Below are 25,279 nucleotides of genomic sequence, written 5' to 3' on the forward strand. Positions count from 1 at the left end.
TAATTTTTATTTTCCAATATTAATATGAATATATGTTCTAATCTCCCACTCTGAACCGTTTGGAAAACCAACAGGACTTATGGTTGGCACAGTAGAAAATGTAGTAGATGTATTATTTGGTGAATATCTTGGTGAAAATTCATTTAATGAACGCCAAGTACCCATAATACCTACTTTTGTATCTGGTAGAATAAACCAATCTGGTTTTCCTAATGAAGTTGATACGTCTAATACCATTTGTAATGGAAAAGTTAAGTTGAAATCTCTATGATAATCAAAAGGTCCCCAGTCGTTAACCTTTACCATTCCTGTAACTTTCATTTTATTAAATATCATTCTTAAATCTGCTCCACCTCTATAAATGGTTCTTTCACTATCACCATTTGCTTGTGCTGTACCATAGTATAAGTTTGCAACCAAACCTAAATCTGTATGAACTTTAGAGACTACTCTAGAATGTATTTCCCATAAATCTTGTGCGGGCGCTGATTTAGAAAAAGCAAAATAAGATCTGTTTGCTAAGAAACCAATTGCAGCATCTTGTGTAGTTGGTAAATGACGATACACAAAGCCTAAATTAAAGGCAAACTTTGCATCTTCTGCTCTATCATTATCCCATTGATACATGTAAGTGGCAGGTGTTGGATCGTATGTAAAAAGGAGTTCTCCAGCTGTTGTTTCTCTATTACCACCTCTTACCGAAAAAGGATCATCTACCCAGTTTCTTAAACGACCTGGAGCGTCAACATCATTAGGCATAGGGTCTACCAATGGTTTTTGATATAAAAAGTTAGGTGCTATTTGAAATTTACCTCCAAAATTATAAGCTATACCAGTTAAAAAATTACTCATGTTTCTACTTCCAGAATCTTTTAATTTCCATCCAGTAAAAGTTAAAGTTGGATCTACACCTCCATTAGCTACTAAGCCCATCATAGAACCTTGTGCATACCAATTAAATCCGCCATTGGTGTAAGTTACTTTTGCTTTACCACCCCAATTGTCTTTCGATTGTATTTTATCATTAACAACTTGACCATTAGCATTAATATCTTGATACATCCTACCATTTAAAGGTTTACCTGCCCAAATGGCTCCTAAAGTCCAACCAAAATGTGCTCCTTTCTTCTCAAAAGCGATGGTTGCTCTTTCTGTTGGTAAAGCTGGTATTACACCTGATCTTGCTTGTTCTGGATCAAAAATACGATTTCCATTTTCATCAATACCATTACCATTTACAATATCTTTATGGTATACTGCAGAGAAATCTAACCCTAACATTTTTCTTTGGTACTTTAACAAAACTGCTGGGTTTGCACCCCACCAAAGTTGAGGCCCAAAAGCTGCTTTTAAACCATTTAAGACTCCTTTACCATCTACTTCTACACCTAAAACTTCTCCATTATAAATATCTAAATTTGGCCCGTAATTTGCTTCTGGATATAGTCCAAAAAAATCTCCTTCATACCCCCAGTGATAATGACCTGTTCTGTAAAAACCTCTCATATCAAAATCTTTTGCATTCCACTCAAAAGAGGCATTATATACTCTTAATCTATTATTGTCTGAAAGTGTTAGAGGACCGTTTGGAGAATCTACTTGAATTGGTCTCCCCACATTTTCGTAGAAAATATCATCTATTGGATTACCTGCTACATTTCCTAAAATATTGAAATTAACCTCAGCTTTCATATTGTTAGTAGGCTGCCCTTTAACACCGATATAATAAGATTGCATATGATCAAAACCTTGTCTATCTGGGTATGCTAATCCTTTACCATTTGAAATTTCTGGAGTAGTTATTAAAGAACCTCCAGTATTAAATGTTGTAAATTCTGCTCTTAGATTTGATAGAGATAATTTTTCTGTTCCGCCAACGGCTGCTTTATCTCCTCTTGCTTTTAGTACTGCAGCCATCAAATTGATGTTCTTAAAATGATTTTTAAATTCAGTAGCATTGCTAATAAAGGGATTAAAGTTATGCGCTTCTTTAAGAGCGTAATAGGATGCTCTTGGATATAAGGTGTATAAGCCTCTAATATCTGTTGGCCCTTTAGCAGCAATACCAAACCACTCTTCATTCATATTTTTATCGCCTTCTTTAGCTTGGTCTCTACTGTAACCATTACTAGGCCAAGAAGCTTCTGTGTCATGAATTGTTGCATTCTTTCTCTCATCAAATCCTGCTTTAAACCATCCATCACTTGATTGGAAAGTAAAACCACCTAATGAGTTTTGTGCTTTTCCAAGGCCGTAAGCATTTTCATAAATTTCTTTCCAGTTACTAACCATATAATGCGCTTGCATTAATTGGTCTTCTTTATTATCTCTGGCATTAAATGCGTCTGAACCAAATTCTGTAAATAGAATTGGCTTACCAAACTCTTTTGCTACCCTATCAAAAGCATCAACAAAAGACTCTCCACGATACATGTTTGTTCCGTAAATATCTAAGTCTTTACATTCAGATGCGACTATGTCTAAATACAATAAATCTCCATTACAGATTCCTATTGGGTGATTTTTATCAACCTCTTTTATCGCTTTTGCAGCATCGTTAAACAATTTATACATGGCTTTAGCTTCTGATCGTTTGGCCTCATCTTGATCGTTTATTACGATACCTTCATCTGTTTCAGCACCTTGCCATGTAAGGTGATAATTATTTTCATTACCCAACATAAATAGCAAAAGACCAGGTGTGTTCTTATATGTATTGGCCATTTTAACAGACTCTTGTAAAAGATGTTTACGAACTTTAGGATCGCCATATTTTGTATTTGGATACCAAACGCCATCTAGTGTAAGACCGTATGCGCCAAATTGATGATTTATCATTGTGTAGATTCCAAAATTCTGATAGATGTAGGTTATCCATTTGGGAGGTATACCAATATAAGTTCTAATAGCATTGACACCCATATTTTGCCATAGAGGCATTTCGCCATCTAAACCAGCTTTGATAATGTCATCAGGTTTTTCCCAAAATTTGGCGTCTAATACATTATAGCCTATTGGAACATAATCCCAATTAATTCCATTTACAATAAAATCTTTGCCATCTACCACTAGTTTAAAACCTTTAACATCTTTTGCTACTTCAATTTTATTTGTTTGAGCACAAAAAGAGGTAGTAAACAATAATAGAGCTAACCTCAATAAATTTTTTTTCATAATATGTGTTGTTTATTGATACTAAATTTAATTCTTAGTATAGTTATAATAGCAATAGGCAAGAATTAGTTTAATAAAATTTGAATGTTATAAAATTAATATTTAAATAATGATAAAACAACAAAATACACCGCTACAAAAAGCATACATTTTAAAAAAAACACCTTGTTAGTTGGTAATGATTAGATATAGATTGGCTTTTTTTAAAATAAAAAAAAGCCAATCTATGAGTTTGTTGAGGTGTTGTATGGGTGATTATTTATCATGAATGGTTTTTTCAACTTCTTAAGTACTAGTTTAACATATTAAATATTAAAAAAAAACCTATAAAACGATTATTACAACTGCATTAAAATGAATTAATTGAGAATGATTACAACTATACAACAAAACCTATTAAACACAACAATTCAGTTAGAAAATATATAAAATTGTATTATTAAGAAAGTTGGTTTTCATAAGCTTAAAATATGAATAATAAATTTAGAACTAAACTAAAAAAAAGGGCTTTATAACAAAGTTATAAAGCCCTTTTTAAATTAAATTGTTGTAAAGTTTATTCTAAAACTAAAATAAACCACCAATCAAAATCACTAGCTGCATCAGTAGTTCTTAAGATCATTTCATTTGGTGTGCCTCTATCAAATATTTCATAAGAATGATTGCCTCCTGTATAATAGCCAATAAAAGCTTTATCTGACAAACTTATAGTTTCTAATCCTCCAGGAGCTGTTAATGTAAAGCTTCCTGTATAATCTGCATAAGCAAAGTTTAAAATATCTGCTCCATCAACTTCACCAGAAGTGTTTGCTCCTAAATCATTTACAATATGTGGATCTCTACCAAAAACATCTCCATTGGTTACATGCTGATAAGTACCGTCTGAACTAAAAATAAAACGATCATCATACATACCTACGTCCGCTTTTTCACCTGGACCTGCTCCATACCACTCTGTAGGAAGAGAACCAGCAACAGGGCCTAAACCGAAATGACCTGGTTTAGCAGACTGAATTTTCCATGTTCTTGAGCTTACTGCATTTGGATTTGCAGGATCAAAACCATATAGTTTTGAAATTAATTCTTCTGGTGGAGAATATGTAGATAACACCTCTACCTGAATGGTTTTGCTTGAACTAACACCAGCAGTACCAGAAGCTACAACAGTTACTGTGTAGGTATTTAAACCTATTGTACTAAAACTAATTGTGTTTTTTCCTGATAATGAAACTGTTTCTACTCCATTAAATACGTATTTGTAAGAAACTGCGTTATCTGCAGTTGCAGTAAAATTAACTACACCACTTCCGTCTCCATTTGGGTTACTTGTGTCTGCACCAACAATTTCTGCTGTTATTTGAATGTTTGATGGTGTTATTATATCCCCAAAAGAATAGTCATTTTCTTGACAGCCCATAAAAACTAAGGCCATTAATATAAATAACGATTTTATATATTTTATTGTTTTCATACTATCTAAATTAAAATTGTGTAATATCATCTATATATATGGTAAAATTATCTGTACCATCTCCTTGAGTTCCATTATCCATAATTAATACCAAATTAGTAAATTCTATACCAGTATTAATCCCAGGGAAATTGAAAGTTAATTCTTGCCAACCACTAGAAGTTGTTGTTGCTGTTACCTCGGCTGATGCAGTTGTATTTGGCCACGGAGTAGCATCTTCAAATTTTAAAAGAAGATTTAAGCCAGCTCTTGGAGACCAAACTTTTACTTTTACACCTGTGCCTCCAACAAAAGAAAAAGGAGAGTTTACGGTAATTTTTGAACCTGCCCAGACTTGTCCAGCATTTTTAACCATTTTAGCAACTCTTCCTGACATATTACCTACTGTATCTGGATTATTAGTAATTGAAATATCTCCACCATCAAAACCTGATAGCCCAACTTTTGGTTCTAAGTTAAATTCTGGTGAAGTAGAAATATCATCAACATAAATAGTATAATCAGTTGTGCCATCTCCTTGGGTTCCATTATCCATAATTAGAACTAAATTATAAAATGCTATTGAAGTATCTATTCCAGAAAAATCAAACGTAAGTTCTTCCCATGCATTAGATACTGTAGTTGTGGCTGTGATTTCTGCTGATGCAACAGTGTTAGGCCAACCTTGATCATCTTCAAATTTTAATAATAAATTTAAACCTGCTCTCGGAGACCATACTTTTAATTTAACTGTAGTATTTGAGAAATCAAAAGGTTCTGTAATAGTGATTTTAGACCCTGCCCAAATCTGTCCAGCATTTTTTACCATTTTTAATACTCTTGAAGAAGTGTTTATACCAGAAGCATCTGGGTTAGCTATTGCTGATATATCTCCACCATCAAAAGAACTTAATTGAAAATTATCTTCAAAAGTAATTGGTGTAACACCATTGAACGGTACACTTGGTGCTTTATGAAAATATAGGTTATCTATAAATACAGTGCCTGAACCTACAAACTTAAATTGTTTTAAGGCGTTTACAGGTAAGCCTTGATCTGTAAAATCTGTCATTGGAATATCAAAACTATTCCACTCATTTACAACTAATTGCTTTGTTACAAATTTTTCGTCTGCTGGTTGCACACCATTGGGTAGAGGATAAATATCTATACTCGTTGCATCTGCAGTCCAAATATCAATGTGTAACATCTCCATACTTGATGCATCAATTTCTGAGCCAATGTCAATACCTTGATAATTTAAATTGCTATACTGAATTATAGCATCACCATTTAAATCAAATTCTGTATATTGTGTATTTTGACCCCAATTTGGGTAAAAATTAGAGTCTGCAACATCTGTATAAGCGTCACTAAAGATAGAAATCACATCAACATCGTTTCTACTTGGAGGATTAGATGCTGAAGCAATTGGTGCTAAAATTTCTGTTACTTCAAAATCTTCTGTATACTCTGTAGTTGCAATAGCACCACCTTTTGCTGTTATTTTAACTGAATAAACGCCTGGTGTTTGATATTGGTAAGAGATCGTTTCTCCAATGTTACCTGTAACTACTGGTTGTGTAACTCCTGTTTCACCAGAGTCAAACTCAAACATTGTTGCAAAATCTGCATTAGCTGTAATATTAACTTGTTTGGTAATAGCAGCATCATTTTCTATAACTACCTCTAAATTTTCTGGAGCTTTAAAAGAAACCACTAATTGTTGGGTTGCTTCTGCTTCTTCTCCTTTTAAATTTACTGCAACTATTTTTACATCATAAGAACCTTCTGCGTAAGTATGTTCTACATTATTACCTTGTACAACTTCCACAGGATCTGCTGTGTTGTCTCCAAAATAAATCATAAAACTTGTAGCTCCATTTGCAGTTGGAGATATTGTTACCAATCCTGTATTGTCTTGAGTTATATCAAAAGTTGCTGACACGTTTGTTGGTGGTGCAATTGCATCTATAAATGATATATCTCTTAAATTATCTGTACATGCCGCAATAACAAAGAGTACAAATAATGTTTTGAATATAATTTTTATTTTTTTCATTTTTTTTATATTTAGTAGTTTGGGTTTTGAGACCAACGATTTCCTGCTAATTGTATTTCTATTGCTGGTATTGGAAATAGTTCATGTTTCCCAGTAACAAAATTATCAATTTCTTGTTCAGCTTTTCCAGTTCTTACGAGGTCGAAAAAGCGATGTCCTTCTCCAACTAACTCTACTCTTCTTTCTTGTAAGATGTTTTCATATAAAACATCTCCTGTTGCAGTAATATTATTAGCTGTAGAACCAAATGCTCTTTCTCTAACTCTATTTAAATAAGTTTGTGCTTTTGCATCATCTGGAGTTGTACTTCTATTAAAAGCTTCTGCAGCCATTAATAAAACATCTGCAAAACGAATTGCTCTGTAATTATTTGGATTGGTTAAGTTTCTATCTCCCTGAGCATCTGTGCTTCTTGTTCTTGGAATATATTTTCTATTAAAATAACCTGTATGTTCATAACCTGTTCCAAAAGTTGCGCCTGTTGCTGTTGCCCAAGCTTCTATATCTAAAATTGCAACCTCTTTTCTTGAATCTCCTGCTTCAAAAGCATCTACAACTTCTTGAACGGGTACATTAAAACTATAACCCGATGAAAAGTCTGGACCTGTATAATTACGAACACCACTAAAACCAACTGCTACATTACCTTCGCTACATTGTAAGCAACCAAATCCAGCACCCTGTCCTTCAAAATATTGCACCTCAAAAACAGATTCTACATTGTTTTCTCCAACTTCTTCAAAAATGGTGTTATAATCTTCTACTAAGTCGTATTTTTCACTTGTTATTACAGATTCTAATACCCCAGAAGCTTCATCATATTTTTGTTGGTATAAATATGCTTTACCTAGCAATGCTTGAGCGGCTCCTTTTGTAACTCTTCCAGGAGTGTTTTGCACTAAGGGTAAATTATCGGCAGCAAATATTAAATCTAATTCAATTTGCGCATAAACATTTGCTGCTGGTGTTCTATCTATTGTAAATTGTTCACCAAACTGAATTCTTTTATCTACTGATAAAGGCACATCTCCAAACCATTTTACCAATTCGAAATAGTAATAAGCTCTTAAGAAAGTTGCTTCTGCAATAATTTGATCTTTTCCTTCAAAGTCTGTTTTATCTTTAAACTCTAAAATATAGTTTGCTCTATTTACTCCTGCATACATCCAGTTCCAAATATCTCTTAATTGAGCATTTAAAGGAGTATGTATCATATCATCTACTTGTTGTATTCCAGGTACATCTGTTGCACTTTCACCACCTGCTAAAGTATTATCTGAAGCAATTTCTCCTAACAAAACATTTAAATAGGTAGATTGCAATAAATCGTATGCACCAATTAATGCATTTTCGTAATCTTCTTGTGTATTAAAGAAATCTTCTGAATTTTCTGAGGTAGGTTTTACATCAACAAAATTATCACTACAAGCATAGTTTATCGTTAATAATAATATAAAAACTAAAAGTATTTTTATGTTTATTTTTTTCATCTTTTTTACTTTTTAAAAATTAACATTTATTCCAAATTCAAAGGTTTTTGGACTTGGATAAAAACCCTGATCTATACCTCCACCAATTGGTGCTCCATTAGATGTTGTTGGATCGAAACCTCTATATTTCGTTAGTGTAAACAAATTACTACCAGTTACATAAAATCTAACTTTATCAAACTGTAATTTTTCTAATGTTTTTTGTCCAACACTGTATCCTAATTGCACACTTTGTAATCTTAAGAAAGAACCATCTTCTACATAAAAATCTGAAAACAATGCATTACCAGTTGCACCTGTTGTTACTCTTGGAAAAGAGTTACTGGTGTTTGGGCCTGTCCATCTATCTAAATAATATGCTGGTCTGTTTGTTAATGGTAAGTTTCTTTCGTAATTTCTAACGATTTCATTGCCTAATGATGCAAAAGCATAAGCATTAAAATCTAATCTTTTATAGTTAAATGATAAATTTAAACCCATTGTAAAATCTGCAATTGGATCTCCAATGTATGTTCTATCATCTTCATCAATAACACCATCGTTATTTGTGTCTACAAAACGTAAATCTCCAGGAGCCGCGTTTGTTTGAGTTGCATGCGCATCTACATCTGATTGTGTTTGAAACAAACCATTAGTTTGATACCCATAAAAATAACCTATAGGGAAACCAGCTTCCATTCTTGATGGTGGCTCTTGACCAACACCAAAGCTACCTCCTTCTATAATTCCTGTTGAGTTTCCAACAAAAGTAACTTCGTTGTTTAAAGTTGTAAAATTGTAGTTGATGTTAAAGTTAAAATCTTCAGAAATACTTTCTTTGTATCCGATAGAAAATTCGAAACCTTCATTTACAACTGTACCTGCATTTATAACGGGTACTGATGATCCTGGAGCTGCTACACCAATTATTCCAGATGTTTGAGCAGATACTAATAAATCTTCTGTTGTTTTTTTAAAGTAATCTGCAGTAATGTTTACTTTATTAAAGAATTCTGCATCGATACCAATATCTAGAGGTTTTTGCTGTTCCCATTTAATTTCTGGATTTGCAATTGGACCAGGAGCAATACCTATTGCTAATTCGTTATTAAAAACATACTCTGCTTCTCCATTTAATATAGATACAAATCTAAAACCAGGTATTCTATCATTACCAATAATACCATAACTTGCTCTTAATTTTAAGAAACTAATAAAATCAGATTCTTCTAAAAAATCTTCTTCTGAAGCTACCCAACCAATAGATGCAGTTGGAAAAAATCCAAATTTATTTTTGGGTCCAAAGTTTGATGATCCATCTCTTCTTAAAACAGCAGAAACGAGGTATTTACCATCATAAGCATACTGAAATCTACCAAAATAAGATAATAAACGACTATCAAAGGATAAGTTAGAACCTCCATTGTTATTTTTAAAAATCTCTAATCCATCTCCATTTAAGACTGGATCACCTATTAGAACATCTTTTAAGTTATTACCTGAAGCTTCGCTTGTTAAAATGGTTTTAAAACGCCCCATTGTTTTAGATGCTGACATACCAAGCATTGCTTTTACGTCATGTACATCATTGTAAACTCTTTCGTATTTAAGTAAAGCATCAAAAATATGATCATAATAACTTTGTTGATAATCTACAAATGTTGGTTGATCAACATTAAATACACTCCCGTTTCCGTAATTATATTCTTTATTATATGTATTTGAACTAGCTAAAGAATAATTTGCTTGAAATCTTGCCTCTGCAGAAAAATAATCTAAAAACTGGTAGTTTAAACGATAATTTCCAGAGATTTTATTTACCCAAGATCTATTTTCTGCATTGTCTATTTGAGCTAATGGGTTTGCTACTTCTATACCTGTACCTACTCCTGGAGGTCTTGAAAATTCGCCATTTGTATATACTGGAGTTGTTGCAGGCATGTTAATTGCATTAAACAAAATAGAACCTAATGCATTTTCTATTAAATTCTTTTTGTTTGTATTTGTATAAATTGTAGAAGAACTAAATTTTAGTTTATCTGTGATATCTGTATCAAAATTAAATCTAACATTTCTTCTGTTAAAATTTGCCTTACTTTTACCAACAATACCGTCTTGACTTAATGTAGACAAACCTAAAGAATAGGTTGATTTTTCTGTTCCTTTGTTTAATGTATAGTCAATACTAAAAAGAGGGGCTGTTTGAAAAACAGCATTTTGCCAATTGGTTCCTTGCCCTAAACCAGAAATATTTGGAAAAGGTAAAGCCTCTCCATTAGCCGCAAAAGCCTCATTAGCTAAAAGTGCATACTCGGTTGCATTTAGCAATTGTATTTCGTTTGTAGTTTGCTGAAATCCAAGTTTCATGTTCAAAGTAGACTTTACTGGTGTATTTTTTCTACCAGACTTTGTTTTTACTAAAATAACACCATTTGCTGCTTGCACACCATAAATACCTGCTGTTGCATCTTTAAGTATATTTATAGATTCAATATCTGATGGATTAACTACACTTAAATCTTCTATTCTTCTACCATCTAATAGTATCAATGGTCTACTGTCTCCATTTGTTGATACCCCACGAATTCTAATGTTTGAAGCAGCACCAGGTGAACCAGAAGATTGAGTAATGTTTACCCCAGCTACTTGACCTTGTAAAGCTTGTTCAATTCTAGTAGGTTTTAAGTCTTCAATAGTTGCACTAGAAACTATTGAAACTGCACCAGTTACTTCTTTTTTTCTTTGAGTACCATACCCAATTACCACAATCTCATCTAAAGATTCTGCTGCTTCTTTTAGAGAAATATCCATGCTCTCTTTAGTAACGGCGACTTCTTTAGATGAAAAACCTAGATAATTAAAGACTAGAATAGCATTACTTTCAACTTTTTGTAAGCTAAAAAGGCCATCAAAATCTGTTTGGGTCCCAATTGTTGTTCCTTTTATTAATATACTCACACCTGGAAGCGGATCTCCAGTTTTAGCATCCTTAACAACTCCTTTTACATTTATGGTCTGTGAATACACACTGAAACCCATAAGGAAAAAGAGTAATAATGTAATAGTTTTTTTCATGAAATTAAAGTTATTTTTTAGTTATGATAAAGATACAGTCAAAAATTTATTATAATGACAATTTACACCTCAACAAAAAACATACATCGTAAAAAAAACAGTTGAAAAACTTTAAAATACTAATAATAAGTAAAGCAAAGCACTTTGTTGAAAAATTAAAAAAAAGAGTCTTGTTGTGGTATTGTTGTGGTAATAAATAACTTTGTATTGGAGTTACAATTCTAAGATATAACTTGTTAGGTTAGCATCGTGCGGCAAGTTCATTTTTTTTCTTAATCGATATCTTTTTACTTCTACACTTCTTGGTGAAATATTAAGTAATGGAGCTATTTCTTTTGAGGAAAGATTTAATCTAAGATATGCACATAACCTTAAATCGTTTGGTGTTAAATTTGAATGTTTGTCTTTAACTTTTTTTAAGAAATTTTTATCTGCATTATTAAACGCTTCTTGAAACATTTTCCAATCATCAGAATTATTTAAGTTTTTGTCTATAATTTTAATAACCTTAGTAATATTTTTCTGACCACCTTCAACCAATTCTGTTTTTATGGTACTTAAGAATTCATTTTTCTTAATCATATTCATTGTTGATGAAGCTAGTTCTCTGTTTTTACTTTCTATATCGTTTCTAAGTTTATCGTTATTTAATTTAATAATTTGCTGAGAACTTTCTAATTCTTTTAATTCAGATTCTTTTTTTGCTTTTTCTAATAAATCTTCTCTTTGTTTTTTGTAATACCTTTTAGATGCTACATGAACTGTATAAAGTGCTAATAGCGCTAAAAATATATACAAAGCAATAAATGCGTTAGATAAATACCAGGGTCTTTTAATTGTAAAATTAAATTCTGCTATATTATTGCTAAGCTTACCTCCTATAATTGCCCTAACTTTAAGTTTGTAACTACCGTAAGATATATTTTCAAATAAAATAGAATTTGCCGTAGAAGGTTCACTCCAACTTTTATTTAAACCCTCTAATTGGTATTGATACTTTGTAATTCGTATTTTTTCGAAATTAGGTACACTAAAAGAGAACTCTAAATTATTAATATTGTTATTTAATGTTATCTTTTTAGATAAATGTAAGGGTGTTTTATTTCCATCTCTAGGAAAACTTTTTATTGAATTTAAATAAACATTAAAATCTTTTGGTTCAACATAACTATTTAAATCTAATTCTAAATAACCATTAGAGGTTCCTATCAAGTAAACATCATTGTTTAGTTGAATTATATTTTCGTAACCATGTGCTGCCTTAGGTATATTTTCTGAAATAAAAATTGTATTAATTTCTGGTTTACTGCTTAATTTACCAGGAGTTAAGTATCTAATATTATCTTTAGCAAAACACCAGACTTTTTCACTTGAATTATTATGAATTAATTTTGCAGATACAAATGATTTCTTTGCAATAAGCTTGCTAAAAATACTATCTTTAATAAAGGTATCTTTCTTTTTACTGTATATAAACACTCCCTTTTTATTAGCATATAATATGTTGTTATTATAATTTATAATACTAGAATGTGCGCTTTTTTCTAAAGATTTTTCTTTAATAACCTTTGTAACTTCAGTGTAATCTTTATTTAAAGTTAACCTGAAAACCCCTTTATATTCGTGATTTACAAATAGTGTGTTTTTATTAGCTAAAACTATATATTTACTAGAATTATTAAAACCATCTATTCTATTTTTAAAAGCCCACTTTACTCCTTGTTTTTTTAAAATATACAAACCATCATAGGCACCTAACAGAATGGTATTATCATCTATTTTTAGTAAATCCCAAGTACCTTGATTACTAAAAAAGTTTTCTGCTGTATTATTTTTAATTAAGAAAGCTCCAGAATCGTGACCACAAAATAGTATGTTGTCTATAATTTTTAAATTCCAAACTTGACCCTGGGTATTTTTTATAAATTGAAAAGGTTTATTAGAATTTAATTCCCTGTAAAAAAGTCCTTGATTAGTTCCTAAATATAATGTTTTATTATAAACGATAGAAGTATAAATTGTACCTAAAAAATCACTTTTTTTAGTATAATTTTTAAAATGAGAATTGTTATTGATACAATTAAGCCCATTATCTAAACCTAGCCAAATATTATTATCAATATCCTCAAAAACAGATAGTATTGTATTATTACTTAAACCAGTACTTTGATTTATTTTATAAGTTTCGTTTCCTTCTTCATCCAAATGTATTAAACCATTAGAAATAGTTCCTAAAGCAAAACTTTTATCTTTTAATTGATACGTACTATAAATTGTTTTGTCTTTTAAAAAATCATCAGAAGTAATTTTCCATTTTTTTGGAATTTTATTATTCAATAAATAGAAACCATTTTTTTGAGTAATAAAAACTAAACCATTTTTGTTATTAAAAATATTAACGATAAAATTATCTTTTATAATAGGATGATTGGAAACTAATTTAGAAGCACCATTTTCTATTTTAAAAAGACCTCTTTTATCTTCCTGAAAATAAATTACATCATCTACTTTAGCAAAGCAATTAATCTTACTTCTAGAATTTATAACTTTTACAAAATGAGTTTCTAAGTTGTATAAGTAAATTCTTTGTAGAGATTTAAAAAGCATCCAACCATCAATCTCGATAATAGTCCAGATTTGTTCATCTTCTAACATTTCTATGTTTTGCTCTTTTACTATAGAGGTAAAACTTAAAACACCAAAACTATCTTTTTCCCAATAACCAAAATCTCTAAAAAATCCTGTAAACACTTTATTATTGAAACACTTAACAGATCTCATTATTGTTTCATTAGGTGTTGGATATAAATTCCAATCAGCACCATTATATTCTAGTAGACCTTTATTATTGGCAACATAAATATATTTATTATCAGATTGTGAGATATTCCAATTTTGATTTTCAGCTCCATAAACATCTGTTGTAAATGAGTTTATAATTGGTAACTCTTGTGAAAAATTGATAGACACAACAAGTAAAAGAAAAGATACTACACAGATACTTTTTTTTAGAAACGCCATAACTAGATAATGTTTGGTTAAAAAACAATATAACTAAATAAAAATCAATTATTTATAAAAATAAAGTATAAAAATGTATAGTTTATTTTTTTGTGAAATTAGTTTTTATATCATAAAAAAACAAACTAAATGTAACTATTATTTTAAATTGTAACTAAAAATATTTTAATTTTAATTACATTTATAAAAAATTTTGAATGAATTTTATTAAAAAAATAGGCATTTCTAACCTCTTGATGTTAGTGTTATGTGCACTTATTATTATTGCTGCAGAATATCTTTTTTTATCGGGCGATAAATTACATGGTATATTTTTAGGTCTTTGGGTACCCACCCTATTAGGTGTTATGATTTACCTAAAACTTGTATACCGTGAACGCAGATAATATTATTTTTTACTTTTCAGTTTTTGTAGTTATTTGCGTAATTATTTGGGCAATTTTTATGATTAAAACCTTTGATAATATAGATGAAAATTAATTCGTTTTTTTTATACTTATTGCCAAACCACCACCTGCTGCTAAATTTAACTTCATTTTAGTTTCTTTAGTAACTGTTAACGTTTCAATAGCAATATCTAAAGGATTGTTATTCCAATGAGCATTTTTACCATCTTTGTAAATGATCGCCTCGTATTTTATATTATTTTCTAAAAAACTAAAATCTATTTCAATTTCCCTAGAATTTTCATCAGTTATGCTTCCTAAAAACCAATTATCCGTTTCACGCTCTTTTCTAGCAATTGTAACAAAATCTCCAACTGAACCATTTAAAACCTTTGTTTCAGACCAATTTACACCTACATCTTTTATGAATTGTAATGGTTTGGGATTTGCCTCATAATGTTCAACTAGATCTGCTGTCATTTGAACAGGACTATAAATAACAACATACAAAGCTAATTGTTGTGCTAAAGTTGTATTTACCTGATTGCCGTCTTTATACTCATTAAACTTGATATTAAAAATACCTGGTGTAAAATCTATGGGACCAGCTAACATTCTTGTAAACGCTACAATTGGTAAATGTTCTGGCGGATTTCCTCCATCTGAAGACCAAGCATTAAATTCTTGTCCACGTAAACCTTCTCTAGATATGATATTTGGATATGTTCTTCGTAAACCAGTTGCTTTTATAGGTTCATGTGCGTTTACAGCCACTTGAAATTTTGCTGCTTTTATGGCTGCATTATTATATTGATTTACCATGAATTGCCCATGATGAAATTCGCCTTTTGGTAAAATTTTACCTACATAACCAGATTTAACCGTATGCATGCTATATTTCTGCATAAAAGCATAAGCTGTATCTTGTTGTTTTTCATAGGTTTTAGTGGCTGCAGAAGTTTCATGATGCATAATAATTTGAACCCCCTTAGATTTTGCATAAGAAGTTACTTCATCTAAATCATAATCTGGATATGGAGTTACAAAGTCAAAAACTCCTTCTCTATCTTCAAAACCAATCCAACGTTCCCAACCTGTATTCCAACCTTCAACCAAAACACCGCCAATATTGTTTTTTGCAGAAAAATCTATAAATCGTTTTACATTTTCTGTAGTTGCTCCATGTTTTCTATGAGCTTTACCTGTGTCTTTCCATTTTCCATCAACCATTTCCATTCCATAATCCCAAGTAGATTTTCCTAAATGCATTTCCCACCAAACCCCTGTATATTTCATTGGTGTAAACCAAGAAACATCACCTAATTTGTTAGGCTCGTTTAAATTGACAATTAAGCTAGACGCAATTAAATCTGGTGCATTGTCTGTTATTTGAATGGTTCGCCAAGGTGTTTTAAATGGTGCTGTTCTTTTTACTTTATAGTCTGTATTTTTAGAACCAACCAAATTGCTTGTAAAACTTAGTTTTTCTGTATCCACTTTTAAAGTCATACCCGCATAATCGACCAAAGCTGCTTCATGAAAACTTAAATGAACACCCTCTTTGCCCACCAAAGTTACTGGTGTATTTACAGCATTTTCTGGAATACTAGTTTGTGCTAATGCTTCATTTACTTTATAGTTTAAAGCGTCTATTTCAGATAATTTTGTAGTACTATACAGATGCTCGTAAATATCCCAATCTCCAGGAATCCAAAAGGTTTTGTAATCTTCTGTTAAATTGAATTCTGTTTTTTCATCTGTTATAAAAACTTCTCTTACATTTTCTTGTTCTGGAAAATCGTATCGAAAACCAACACCATCGTTATAAACTCTAAAAATTACATTTACTTTTCGTTTTAAATCTGCAATTTCTTCTAACTGAACAGTTACTTCATTATAATTATTAACAACATTTAACTGCTCTCCCCAAGGCATTTGCCATGTGTTATTTACTTCTACAGGTTTTTTTACTACCGCTTTAAAACCTTTGTTTAAAGAAGGCATGTTTTTAAAATTAAAACCAATATAAGAGGTATCTATAATAGTTTTTTCTTTGAATTTTACTACATAAGAAAAAGCTCCATCTTTTGGCGATAATTGAAAACTTACTGCAATATTTTCGTCTGGAGAGGTTATTTGTGATGATTTTACGCTACAAGACGCAAATATTATCACAAAAAACAATATCATTAAAACTACTTTTTTCATCATTATTTCTTTTCTAATAAGACTATGTCAAACTCTGAGTTAAATTTTACTTTTCCATCAACTACTTTTACGGTTTGTTTCGAATAAAAATCATGGAGCTCATCGCCATTTTTAAAAACAGACGAAACATCTATGATTACATTTTTGTTATTAAAATTAAGCCCAACAACAACTTTATCTTCTCTATAGATTCTAGAAAATACAAGTTCGTTTGTAACTTGAGAAATTAATTGATGTTTCCCAGCACCTATAGCTGGATGATTTGCTCTAAACTGGCCTAGCTTTTGCCAATGGGTATGAATTTGTTGTGTTTGAGGATCTGTTTTTAAATTTTCCCAATTCATTAACGAGCGTAAATTAGCATCACCTACTGCACCTTCTACAATTAATTCTCTTGCATTTTCATCACCATAATAAACCTGAGAAGTTCCAGGAGTTAACAACAACATAGTCGCTGTTTTAAAAGGCATATTTCTTTCTCTATCAAAAGGTTGCCCATCATCATGAGAAGACATGTAATTCAATATACCATAGTTTTTTAAATCAGTTTGTAAAATGGAATCATAACGTTGAAATACATCTTTTTGAGCCATTTGTTTGACATTCCATTTTAACTCAAAATTAATTAAACTATTAAATGCTTTGTCAAAATAGTTGACTTTTTTATCACCAAAATCAAAAGCTTTACCTGCTGAAATTCCATAATTATAAACTTCGCCTACCAAATAAAAATGGTTATCATCTAAAACTTTATCTGGATTATTTTTTTTGAACATTTCAAAAGCATAATCACACTCAACTTTAAACTCTTGCCAAACAAATTCTTCTGTATGCTTTACAGTATCTACTCTGTAACCGTCAATTCCGAATTCTGTAATGTAATCTGTTAACCATTTCATGATGTAAAAACGAGGAGCTCTCGGGTAACCAGTTCTTTTAAAAAAGGCATCCAACTCTTTCACTTCTTGTTCATAGCGTCCTTCAGCTTTCCATTTTGCAACTAGTTGTGGGGGCAATGCCACATTTTCGTTACTTTCTGTTTTAATGTCTGGTAAATTTTTAACCAATGTACAAGTTACTGTATTTTTATAATTATCGTAAGTACATTGTGGTTCAGTTCTCACCCAACTAGAAGGCCAAACAGGGTCTTTTTCTGTTACAGGACCTGTGTGATTAATTACTGCATCTAACAAAATTCGAATTCCTTTTTTGTGTGCTTCAGCTACCAGTTCTTTAAGGTCTTCTTTGGTGCCGTAATTTGAATCGATATTTGTCCAATCTTTGGCCCAATAACCATGATAACCATAAGAAATACCAGTTCCTTCATCTGTAGCTCCATGAATTTGCTCTACAATTGGCGTCATCCAAACAGCATTAATACCAAGGTCTGTAAAGTATCCTTCTTTAATTTTTTTCGTAATTCCTTTGATATCTCCGCCTTCAAAACCTCTTAAAGTTCCTGTTTTTTTTGTTCTATCGTAACTTATATCATTCGTTGTATCACCATTATTAAAACGATCTGTCATTAAAAAATACACGTTTGCACCTTCCCAAACAAAAGCTTGGTTTTGGTTTTTACTTTCTTCACTTTTATCTGATTTTTGTTGTTTACAACTGAAAAAAAGTGCAATACTTGCTAATAAAAATATTTTTTTCATAATTTAATTTATTTAACAAAGACTTTATAGCTCCAAGGCGCTAAAGTTAATTTTGTATTTTGATTTAAGTTTACTTTTTCTGATGAATTAAAGTCAGTATAATCCCCTTCAAAAAGAGATTCTTTAAAAGTGATTTCTTTTTGGTTTTTTGAAAAATTAAAAACAGCGAAAACTTTGTCTTTTTCATTTTGACGGACAAAACTCAATACTTCAGTTTCATGATTATTTGGAATTTTTATCATTGTTGCACCCCATTTTGCATGCCACAAAGCTGTATTCGATTTTAGTAAAGCAAAAAGTTTTTTGTACAAATTACCTATTTCATGCTCTTTCCATTGTATAGGATCTTTTTCAAAAAACTCCAATCTTTTTGTGTTTCCTGCTTCTTGACCATTATAAATCAGTGGCATTCCATCACCAACAACAGATAATGCAATAGCCGCTTCTAAACCTTCTCCAAATTGCTCGTACATGGTTCCTTCCCAAGAATTTTTATCATGATTACTTACAAAAGTCATACGAATACTATTTTTGGGGAAAAATCTTTCGTTCCAAGAATAATAAATGTATAATTGATTTACGTCCGCTTTTCCCATACAAATATTATGGAGTTTTTCATTCCAATCCCAAGCATAGGTCATATCAAAAGCTTTAGCATGTAAATCTCGAGACTCCCATTCTCCTAACATAAAAATAGGCTTTATAGCATCTAACTCTTTACGAACATTGTTCCAAAAATCAAGAGGAACAAAACCTGCGACATCACATCTGTAGCCATCAATATCTACTTCTTTTACCCAATATTTTAAGGCTTCTGTCATGTATTTTCTTACTCCTGATTTGTTATAATCTAAATCTATTATATCTGACCAATCCCACCAAGGTGTAGGTCTAAAATCGCCTTTGTAATCTTTTGCATACCATTCTGGATGTTTTTCAACTAACTCATTATCCCAAGCAGTATGATTGGCAACCCAATCTAAAATCACATACATTCCTAACTTATGAGCTTCGTTTACAAAGTTTTTTAAATCTTGAAACGTACCAAATTCAGGGTTTATACCATAATAATCCTTTACAGAATAAGGACTTCCTAAAGTTCCTTTCCTATTTTTTTTACCTATCGGATTTATGGGCATCAACCATATAATATCAACCCCTAACTCCTTTATTCTTGGTAATTGAGTTTGTGCTGCTTTAAAAGTACCTTCTTCTGAAAATTGTCTTGTATTTAACTGGTAAATAGTGGCATTTTTACTCCATTCAGGATGTGTAACTTTTACATATTCTTTGGGTTGATAAGGATCTGAATCCTTAGAATTTGACTGTTCTTTTTCTGTGTTCTTTTGACAACTTACTATTGATATAAAAGCAAAAAGTAAAAAAATATTTTTCATAATAATATTTTATAATTTTAGAATAAACGATTCTAAAGGTCTTAACTTTAGAGCAATCAACCCTTTTCCTTCTTGAACGTTTAAAGTGAATGATTCTTTTTGATACAATTGATCTGTTACTTGATATTTTCCATCAACTAAATTCCATTTTTTTATAATTTCCGATGGAATTTCTAACACAAATCTATGGTGATCGTTGGTATCAAAATTAGAAACAACGATTATTTTTTCATTTTCTGACCAACGTACAAATGATAATATTTTCTCTCCGTAATTTAAGGTTTTTTCTCTGTTGAATTGATGAATATCTGCATACCCACCCATTAAAGCATCTGAAGCAATAGTAAAATTTAACAAACGCTTATAAAAATCTCTTAATGCTTCTTCTTCTTTGGTAGATTGCCCTCCATCAAATTGCTTATTATTTATCCACCTCTGTAAAGATGGTACGCCTACATAATCGAAAATTGAAGTTCTAGATGGACTACCAAATCCTGCGTCTTCGGAACCATCTTCACCCAATTCTTGACCAAAATAAACCATAGTAGGTGCAGTAGAAATGGTTGCAGAAACTACCATTGCTGGTTTACCTTTTAAAGCATTTCCAGCAAATGCTGGACTCGCAATTCGTTGTTCGTCATGGTTTTCTAAGAAATGTAACATGTGATGCTCTATATCTTTTAAATCTTCTTGAATTGGAGGAATGTTGTCTGTTAAACCATGACCTTGCATTACGTGTTTTATCGTATCATACAACTGCACTTTATCATACAAATAATCCATTTTTCCTTTTTTAATGTAAGCTCTATATTGTGTTGGATTATACACTTCTGCCAATAAAAAAGCATCCGAGTTTTTCATTTTGATATTTGAGTTTAAATAACTCCAAAATTCCACAGGCACCATTTCTGCCATATCATATCTAAAACCATCAACACCTTTTTCTAGCCAATAGATAGTAATATCTCTAAATTTTATCCAAGAATTAGGTACATTTTTATCTTGCCAAAACTCAAAATGTTTTTGATAACCTTCATTTTCAAAGCCTGCTGGCAATTCATCAAAATCTTTTTTACCCTCTGGAGAAATACCGTAATTTACTTTTACAGTTTCATACCAATCATAAAAACTAGGTTTTGGTGATCTTGAACCATTTCCTGTCCATTTTGCTGGATTTTCTTCAAATTTACTATCACTTAAAGGATGTTTTTCACCACCTAAAGGTTTGTATCCATTTAAAAAATCGGGTACTTCAAAAGGTGTATTTGGTACATAGTAAAAATTATTATTTACATCATATTCTTTTGAGGTATCATCATCTGCACCAAAATCTTTGGTACCTTCTGGATTGGAAATACTTTGATAATTTCTAGCAACGTGATTAGGAACAATATCTATAATCACTTTTAAATCATTTTCATGAGAACGTTTGATTAACGCTTCAAATTCTTGTAATCTATTGGCTACGTTTTCTGCCAAATCTGGATTTACATTGTAATAATCTTTTACTGCGTAAGGAGAACCTGCTCTACCTTTTACCACATCTGGATCGTCGTTTGAGATACCATATTTTGTATAATCTCGAATTACATCATGGTGAGGCACACCTGTATACCAAATATGTGTAACTCCTAATTTTTTTATTTCTGATAGGGCTTTGTCTGTAAAATCATTAAACTTCCCTACTCCATTTTCTTCAATAGATCCCCAAGGTTTATTAGTGGTATTTGTGTTACCAAAAAGTCTTGTAAAAACTTGATATACTACTTTTTTCTTATTCCTTTCTTGCGTCATTTTCTTTTCTGAAACCTTTTCTGTTGAACAAGCAATTACAATTGCTAAAATAAATACCGATAAAATGTTGTATATTTTTTTCATAATTGCTGTTTTATTTTCGTTTAATTTTAATTTCTAATTCTTTTTTAGGATTCCATTTTACTGGAATTTTTAACCTATTATTTTCTACTTTTATTTTTAGTTTTATACCATCTACATAAATAGTTTTGGGTTTCCAATTTACATTATGCACCACCAATGTAATTTCTTTTGTTGATGGTTTCCAATTTACACCAAATCTTGCTTCAAAATCAATTTCTAGCCATTTTCTAGAAGTTTCTGCTTCAAACTCTAAGATTTCATATTGTTCTTTCTCGAAAGCATTAGGAGTAAGACCATCATCGTTATAAAATTCTCTTTCACTTTCTTTTACTGAAGCATCAAAATAATAATGTAATTCTAATTTTTTGGCATTATAATTCTCTGTAGTTTGAAAAACATCTACCATTAAAATAAGAGCACCTCCTCTTACATAAGTTGGTATAGCATTTTGTTTTACTGTTACGTTTTTAGTTTGTCCTCCTACTATTTTTTCATCAACATAAAAATTAAACCAATTGGCTGTTTTTGGAAAATAAATAGCTTTTGTTTTTACAGAATCTTCTAAAATTGGGGTAACTAAAAAATCTTTTCCCCATAAATAGGTTTCTGAATTTTCCATCAACTTATCATTCTCCTCTTCAAAGAAGATTGGACGCATTAAAGGCGTTCCTTTTTGGTTGTTTTGAAATGCCAAATTGTAATTGTAAGGCAACATTTTATAACGTAACTCAATAGCTTTTTTGGCATGTTTTTTGGCAAATTGGCTTCTAAAAACAGGTTCGCTGGCTACATCTTCTTGTGCATGTGGTCTGTAAATGGGCTGAAAAACGCCATATTGCAACCATCTTACATACAAGTTATCATTTAAATTTGCGCCAGCAAAACCACCTAAATCAGAATGCATATAACCCAAACCTTGCATACCCATTTGTAAGGCAATTTCTGGTTGCGATTGCAAACCTCCCCAGGTTCTGCTTACATCTCCAGACCAAGGAATCATTCCAAAACGTTGTGAGCCAGAATAACCTGCACGCATTAAAATAAATGGTCTTTCGTTTGCAAATTCTTTTTGGTAACCCTCAAAAATTAAACGTGCCCAATCATGACCGTAAATATTGTGTACTTGGTTTGCTGAACCTCTAGCATGTTGTACCCAAGTTGGATGCACTTCTGGTTCGCCTAAATCGCCCCAAAGACCTTTTACACCTAAGTTTAAAATGTCTTTGTAAATATTCCAAAACCAATTTTTTCCTTTTTTTTTGTAAATATCTACAATACCTGTGTTACCAAAATAAAAATCATATTTTGCAGGTTTGCCCACAGAATCTTTTGCTAAAACATCATTATCAATAGCTTCTTTCCATTTTTTTGAATTGGTTAAAATAAAAGGTTCTGTAATTAAAACTGTTTTTACGCCTTTTTCTTTTAAACGAGAAATCATGCCTTTCATATCGGGAAAAGAATCTTTGTAAACCTCTAAATTCCCCATAGTTCCTTGTATATCTTTTCCAAACCAATACAAATCTAGAATTACAGCATCTACAGGTATATTTTCTTGTTTAAATTTTGCCACTGTTTCTTCGGTTTCTTTTTGAGAATGGTATCCAAATCTACTAGAAAAGTTTCCTAAAACCCATCTTGGAGGCAAGGGTTGTTTACCAGTTAAATTGGTGTAATTTTCTATCAATTCTTGCCAAGTATCACCAATAATAACTTGATAGGTTTTGCGCCCAGAAATAGTTTCGTAAGTTAAAGAATTGTCTTTTTTACTATCTAAATCTAAATATCCTACAGGTGCATTGTCAAAATGCAACATGTATTTCTTAGACGATATTACAATGGGCATTGTAAAATTCATTAACTCTGCATGGGTTTCATACCCATAATGAGCTCTGTTGAATAACGCCAAGCGATTTCCACGTCTGTTCATGCCTAAAGCTCTTGCTCCTGCACCATATAAAACCTCATCATTTGTTAAATTGAATTCTATTTTTTCTGTCTGTTGTGCAACAATATTGCCTTTAACTGTTTCTAAAGGAATATGTTTGGATTTGAAATAGCCTTTTTTTTCTGAGGTTATAAAATTATTGTTTTTATCTGAATAAGAAATTTGAAAAGGTTTGTGTGTAATATCTATACCAATACCATCAGAAATAATAGTAGTTCTATTTGTTGATGATTGTGCTATTAATTTTATTTTTTCTGGATTTAAAACAACAGCATGAGATTGCTCTTTAAAATCTTGACCTTTAGGAATAAAAGTAGTTTGTACAATTTTTGGGGTAAAGTAAGTAATATGATACTCACCATCGTTTACAATAATTGTTACCTTATTCTCTTTTTTTTCAACATTTTCTAAATATCTTGATTTGTTTTGTGCAAATGAAAAAGTGGCTAGAAAAAAAAGTAAGAAAGGAATTATATTTTTTTTCATATTATGATATATCTAAATGATTTTAAAAGTTCTCGATACAAATTTATTCGTTCCTCATAAATTCAATCGAACTGACAGTTTGTATTATTTTTTAAGCAAAAAAGTTAAGGGAATGTTTACTCTTTTTTGCCAAGATAATTCTGAATGATTGGTGCCTTCAAAAAATAAATTTTTATAATTTTCTTTGGTATATCCGTTTTTTAAAAAAATAGAATCTACTTTTGGTGCATATTGAGGATACAATTGATCTAAAGTTTTGTTTCCATAATCAAAATACATTTTATGTGATTTTGAATCTGGTACATTTTCTTTTAAATAAGCAAAAATTGCTATTGGTAAAGGGTTTTGTTCCGAAGGCGAACCTCCAACCCAATGTGTAGAAACACATGCTGCTCCTGCAAAAACACTTGGATATTCTGCAACTGCATACATAGACATTAAACCTCCCATAGAAGATCCCATTACAAACGTGTTTTCTTTGTTTGAATAGACTGAATAGGTTTTGTCTATATAAGGTTTAAGTTCAGACACTAAAAACTGTAAATATTCATCGCCCTTTAAGTTTGTGCTAAAATTGTTCTTTTTTACTTCTTCGTAAACAACCTCTTTATCTTCTTTAGATAGATAATTCATTGCTTTTTCTGGAAATAAATCTTGCCAACGAATTGCAGGAATATTATGGGTAGCAACCACAATAAAATCTCTTGTTTTATTTTCTTGCATTAATTGGGTAGCAACCTCATCTATCATCCATTCTTGTTTGTTCCAAGTGGTGTTTGCATCAAACAACATTTGTCCATCATGCATATACAAAACCGCGTATTGTTTTTCTGATGAGTAATTTTTTGGTAACCAAACATCTACAGGTCTTGGTGTGATATATTTTGATGGAAAACTATCTACACGAATTAATTTTCCAGCAGCTAAATTTGTTGTTGATAATTGATATGCTTTTATTGCTAGTTTTGATGATTCTTGCTTTTTATCTTTTGCTGTTTTATGACAAGAAATACAAACTATAATTGCTAATAAGGTTAGTATTTTTTTCATGATTAAAATTTCTAGAT

The 25,279-nt window shown here is 31.1% G+C and carries 12 protein-coding genes; all 12 read right to left on the reverse strand.

Annotation, left to right across the window (positions count from 1 at the left end; all coding sequences use genetic code 11):
• Positions 1-6 precede the first annotated feature (6 nt).
• Positions 7-3,174 (reverse strand): glycoside hydrolase family 2 TIM barrel-domain containing protein, encoded by a 3,168-nt coding sequence (locus Q0662_RS09620; protein WP_298949187.1) that lies wholly within the window; start codon positions 3,172-3,174, stop codon positions 7-9.
• A 556-nt stretch (positions 3,175-3,730) separates the two neighbouring features.
• Positions 3,731-4,645 (reverse strand): PKD domain-containing protein, encoded by a 915-nt coding sequence (locus tag Q0662_RS09625; RefSeq protein WP_298949189.1) that lies wholly within the window; start codon positions 4,643-4,645, stop codon positions 3,731-3,733.
• 10 nt (positions 4,646-4,655) lie between these two features.
• Positions 4,656-6,686 (reverse strand): PKD domain protein, encoded by a 2,031-nt coding sequence (locus tag Q0662_RS09630; protein WP_298949191.1) that lies wholly within the window; start codon positions 6,684-6,686, stop codon positions 4,656-4,658.
• Between the two features lie 11 nt (positions 6,687-6,697).
• On the reverse strand, positions 6,698-8,176 hold the full coding sequence (locus tag Q0662_RS09635; RefSeq protein ID WP_298949193.1) for a RagB/SusD family nutrient uptake outer membrane protein: 1,479 nt from the start codon (positions 8,174-8,176) through the stop codon (positions 6,698-6,700).
• 12 nt (positions 8,177-8,188) lie between these two features.
• The gene (locus tag Q0662_RS09640) at positions 8,189-11,230 is read right to left on the reverse strand and encodes a TonB-dependent receptor (RefSeq protein WP_298949195.1); all 3,042 of its coding nucleotides are present in this window, start codon (positions 11,228-11,230) and stop codon (positions 8,189-8,191) included.
• A 213-nt stretch (positions 11,231-11,443) separates the two neighbouring features.
• Positions 11,444-14,251, reverse strand: a complete 2,808-nt coding sequence (locus Q0662_RS09645; protein WP_298949197.1) for a triple tyrosine motif-containing protein — start codon at positions 14,249-14,251, stop codon at positions 11,444-11,446.
• A 476-nt stretch (positions 14,252-14,727) separates the two neighbouring features.
• A complete protein-coding gene (locus tag Q0662_RS09650) occupies positions 14,728-16,845 on the reverse strand; it encodes a glycoside hydrolase family 97 protein (protein WP_298949198.1) in 2,118 nt (705 codons plus the stop codon).
• 2 nt (positions 16,846-16,847) lie between these two features.
• Positions 16,848-18,503 (reverse strand): alpha-amylase family glycosyl hydrolase, encoded by a 1,656-nt coding sequence (locus Q0662_RS09655; RefSeq protein ID WP_298949200.1) that lies wholly within the window; start codon positions 18,501-18,503, stop codon positions 16,848-16,850.
• An 8-nt stretch (positions 18,504-18,511) separates the two neighbouring features.
• A complete protein-coding gene (locus tag Q0662_RS09660) occupies positions 18,512-19,900 on the reverse strand; it encodes an alpha-amylase family glycosyl hydrolase (RefSeq protein ID WP_298949201.1) in 1,389 nt (462 codons plus the stop codon).
• 9 nt (positions 19,901-19,909) lie between these two features.
• Entirely contained in the window at positions 19,910-21,778 is a 1,869-nt protein-coding gene (locus Q0662_RS09665; protein ID WP_298949202.1) for an alpha-amylase family glycosyl hydrolase, read from the reverse strand.
• 10 nt (positions 21,779-21,788) lie between these two features.
• A complete protein-coding gene (locus Q0662_RS09670; RefSeq protein ID WP_298949203.1) occupies positions 21,789-24,212 on the reverse strand; it encodes a TIM-barrel domain-containing protein in 2,424 nt (807 codons plus the stop codon).
• Positions 24,213-24,296: 84 nt separating this feature from the next.
• Complete coding sequence (locus Q0662_RS09675; RefSeq protein WP_298949204.1) at positions 24,297-25,262, reverse strand: alpha/beta hydrolase-fold protein; 966 nt, start codon at positions 25,260-25,262, stop codon at positions 24,297-24,299.
• Positions 25,263-25,279 lie beyond the last annotated feature (17 nt).

The sequence above is a fragment of the uncultured Polaribacter sp. genome (assembly GCF_947503855.1).
Lineage (GTDB): Bacteria > Bacteroidota > Bacteroidia > Flavobacteriales > Flavobacteriaceae > Polaribacter.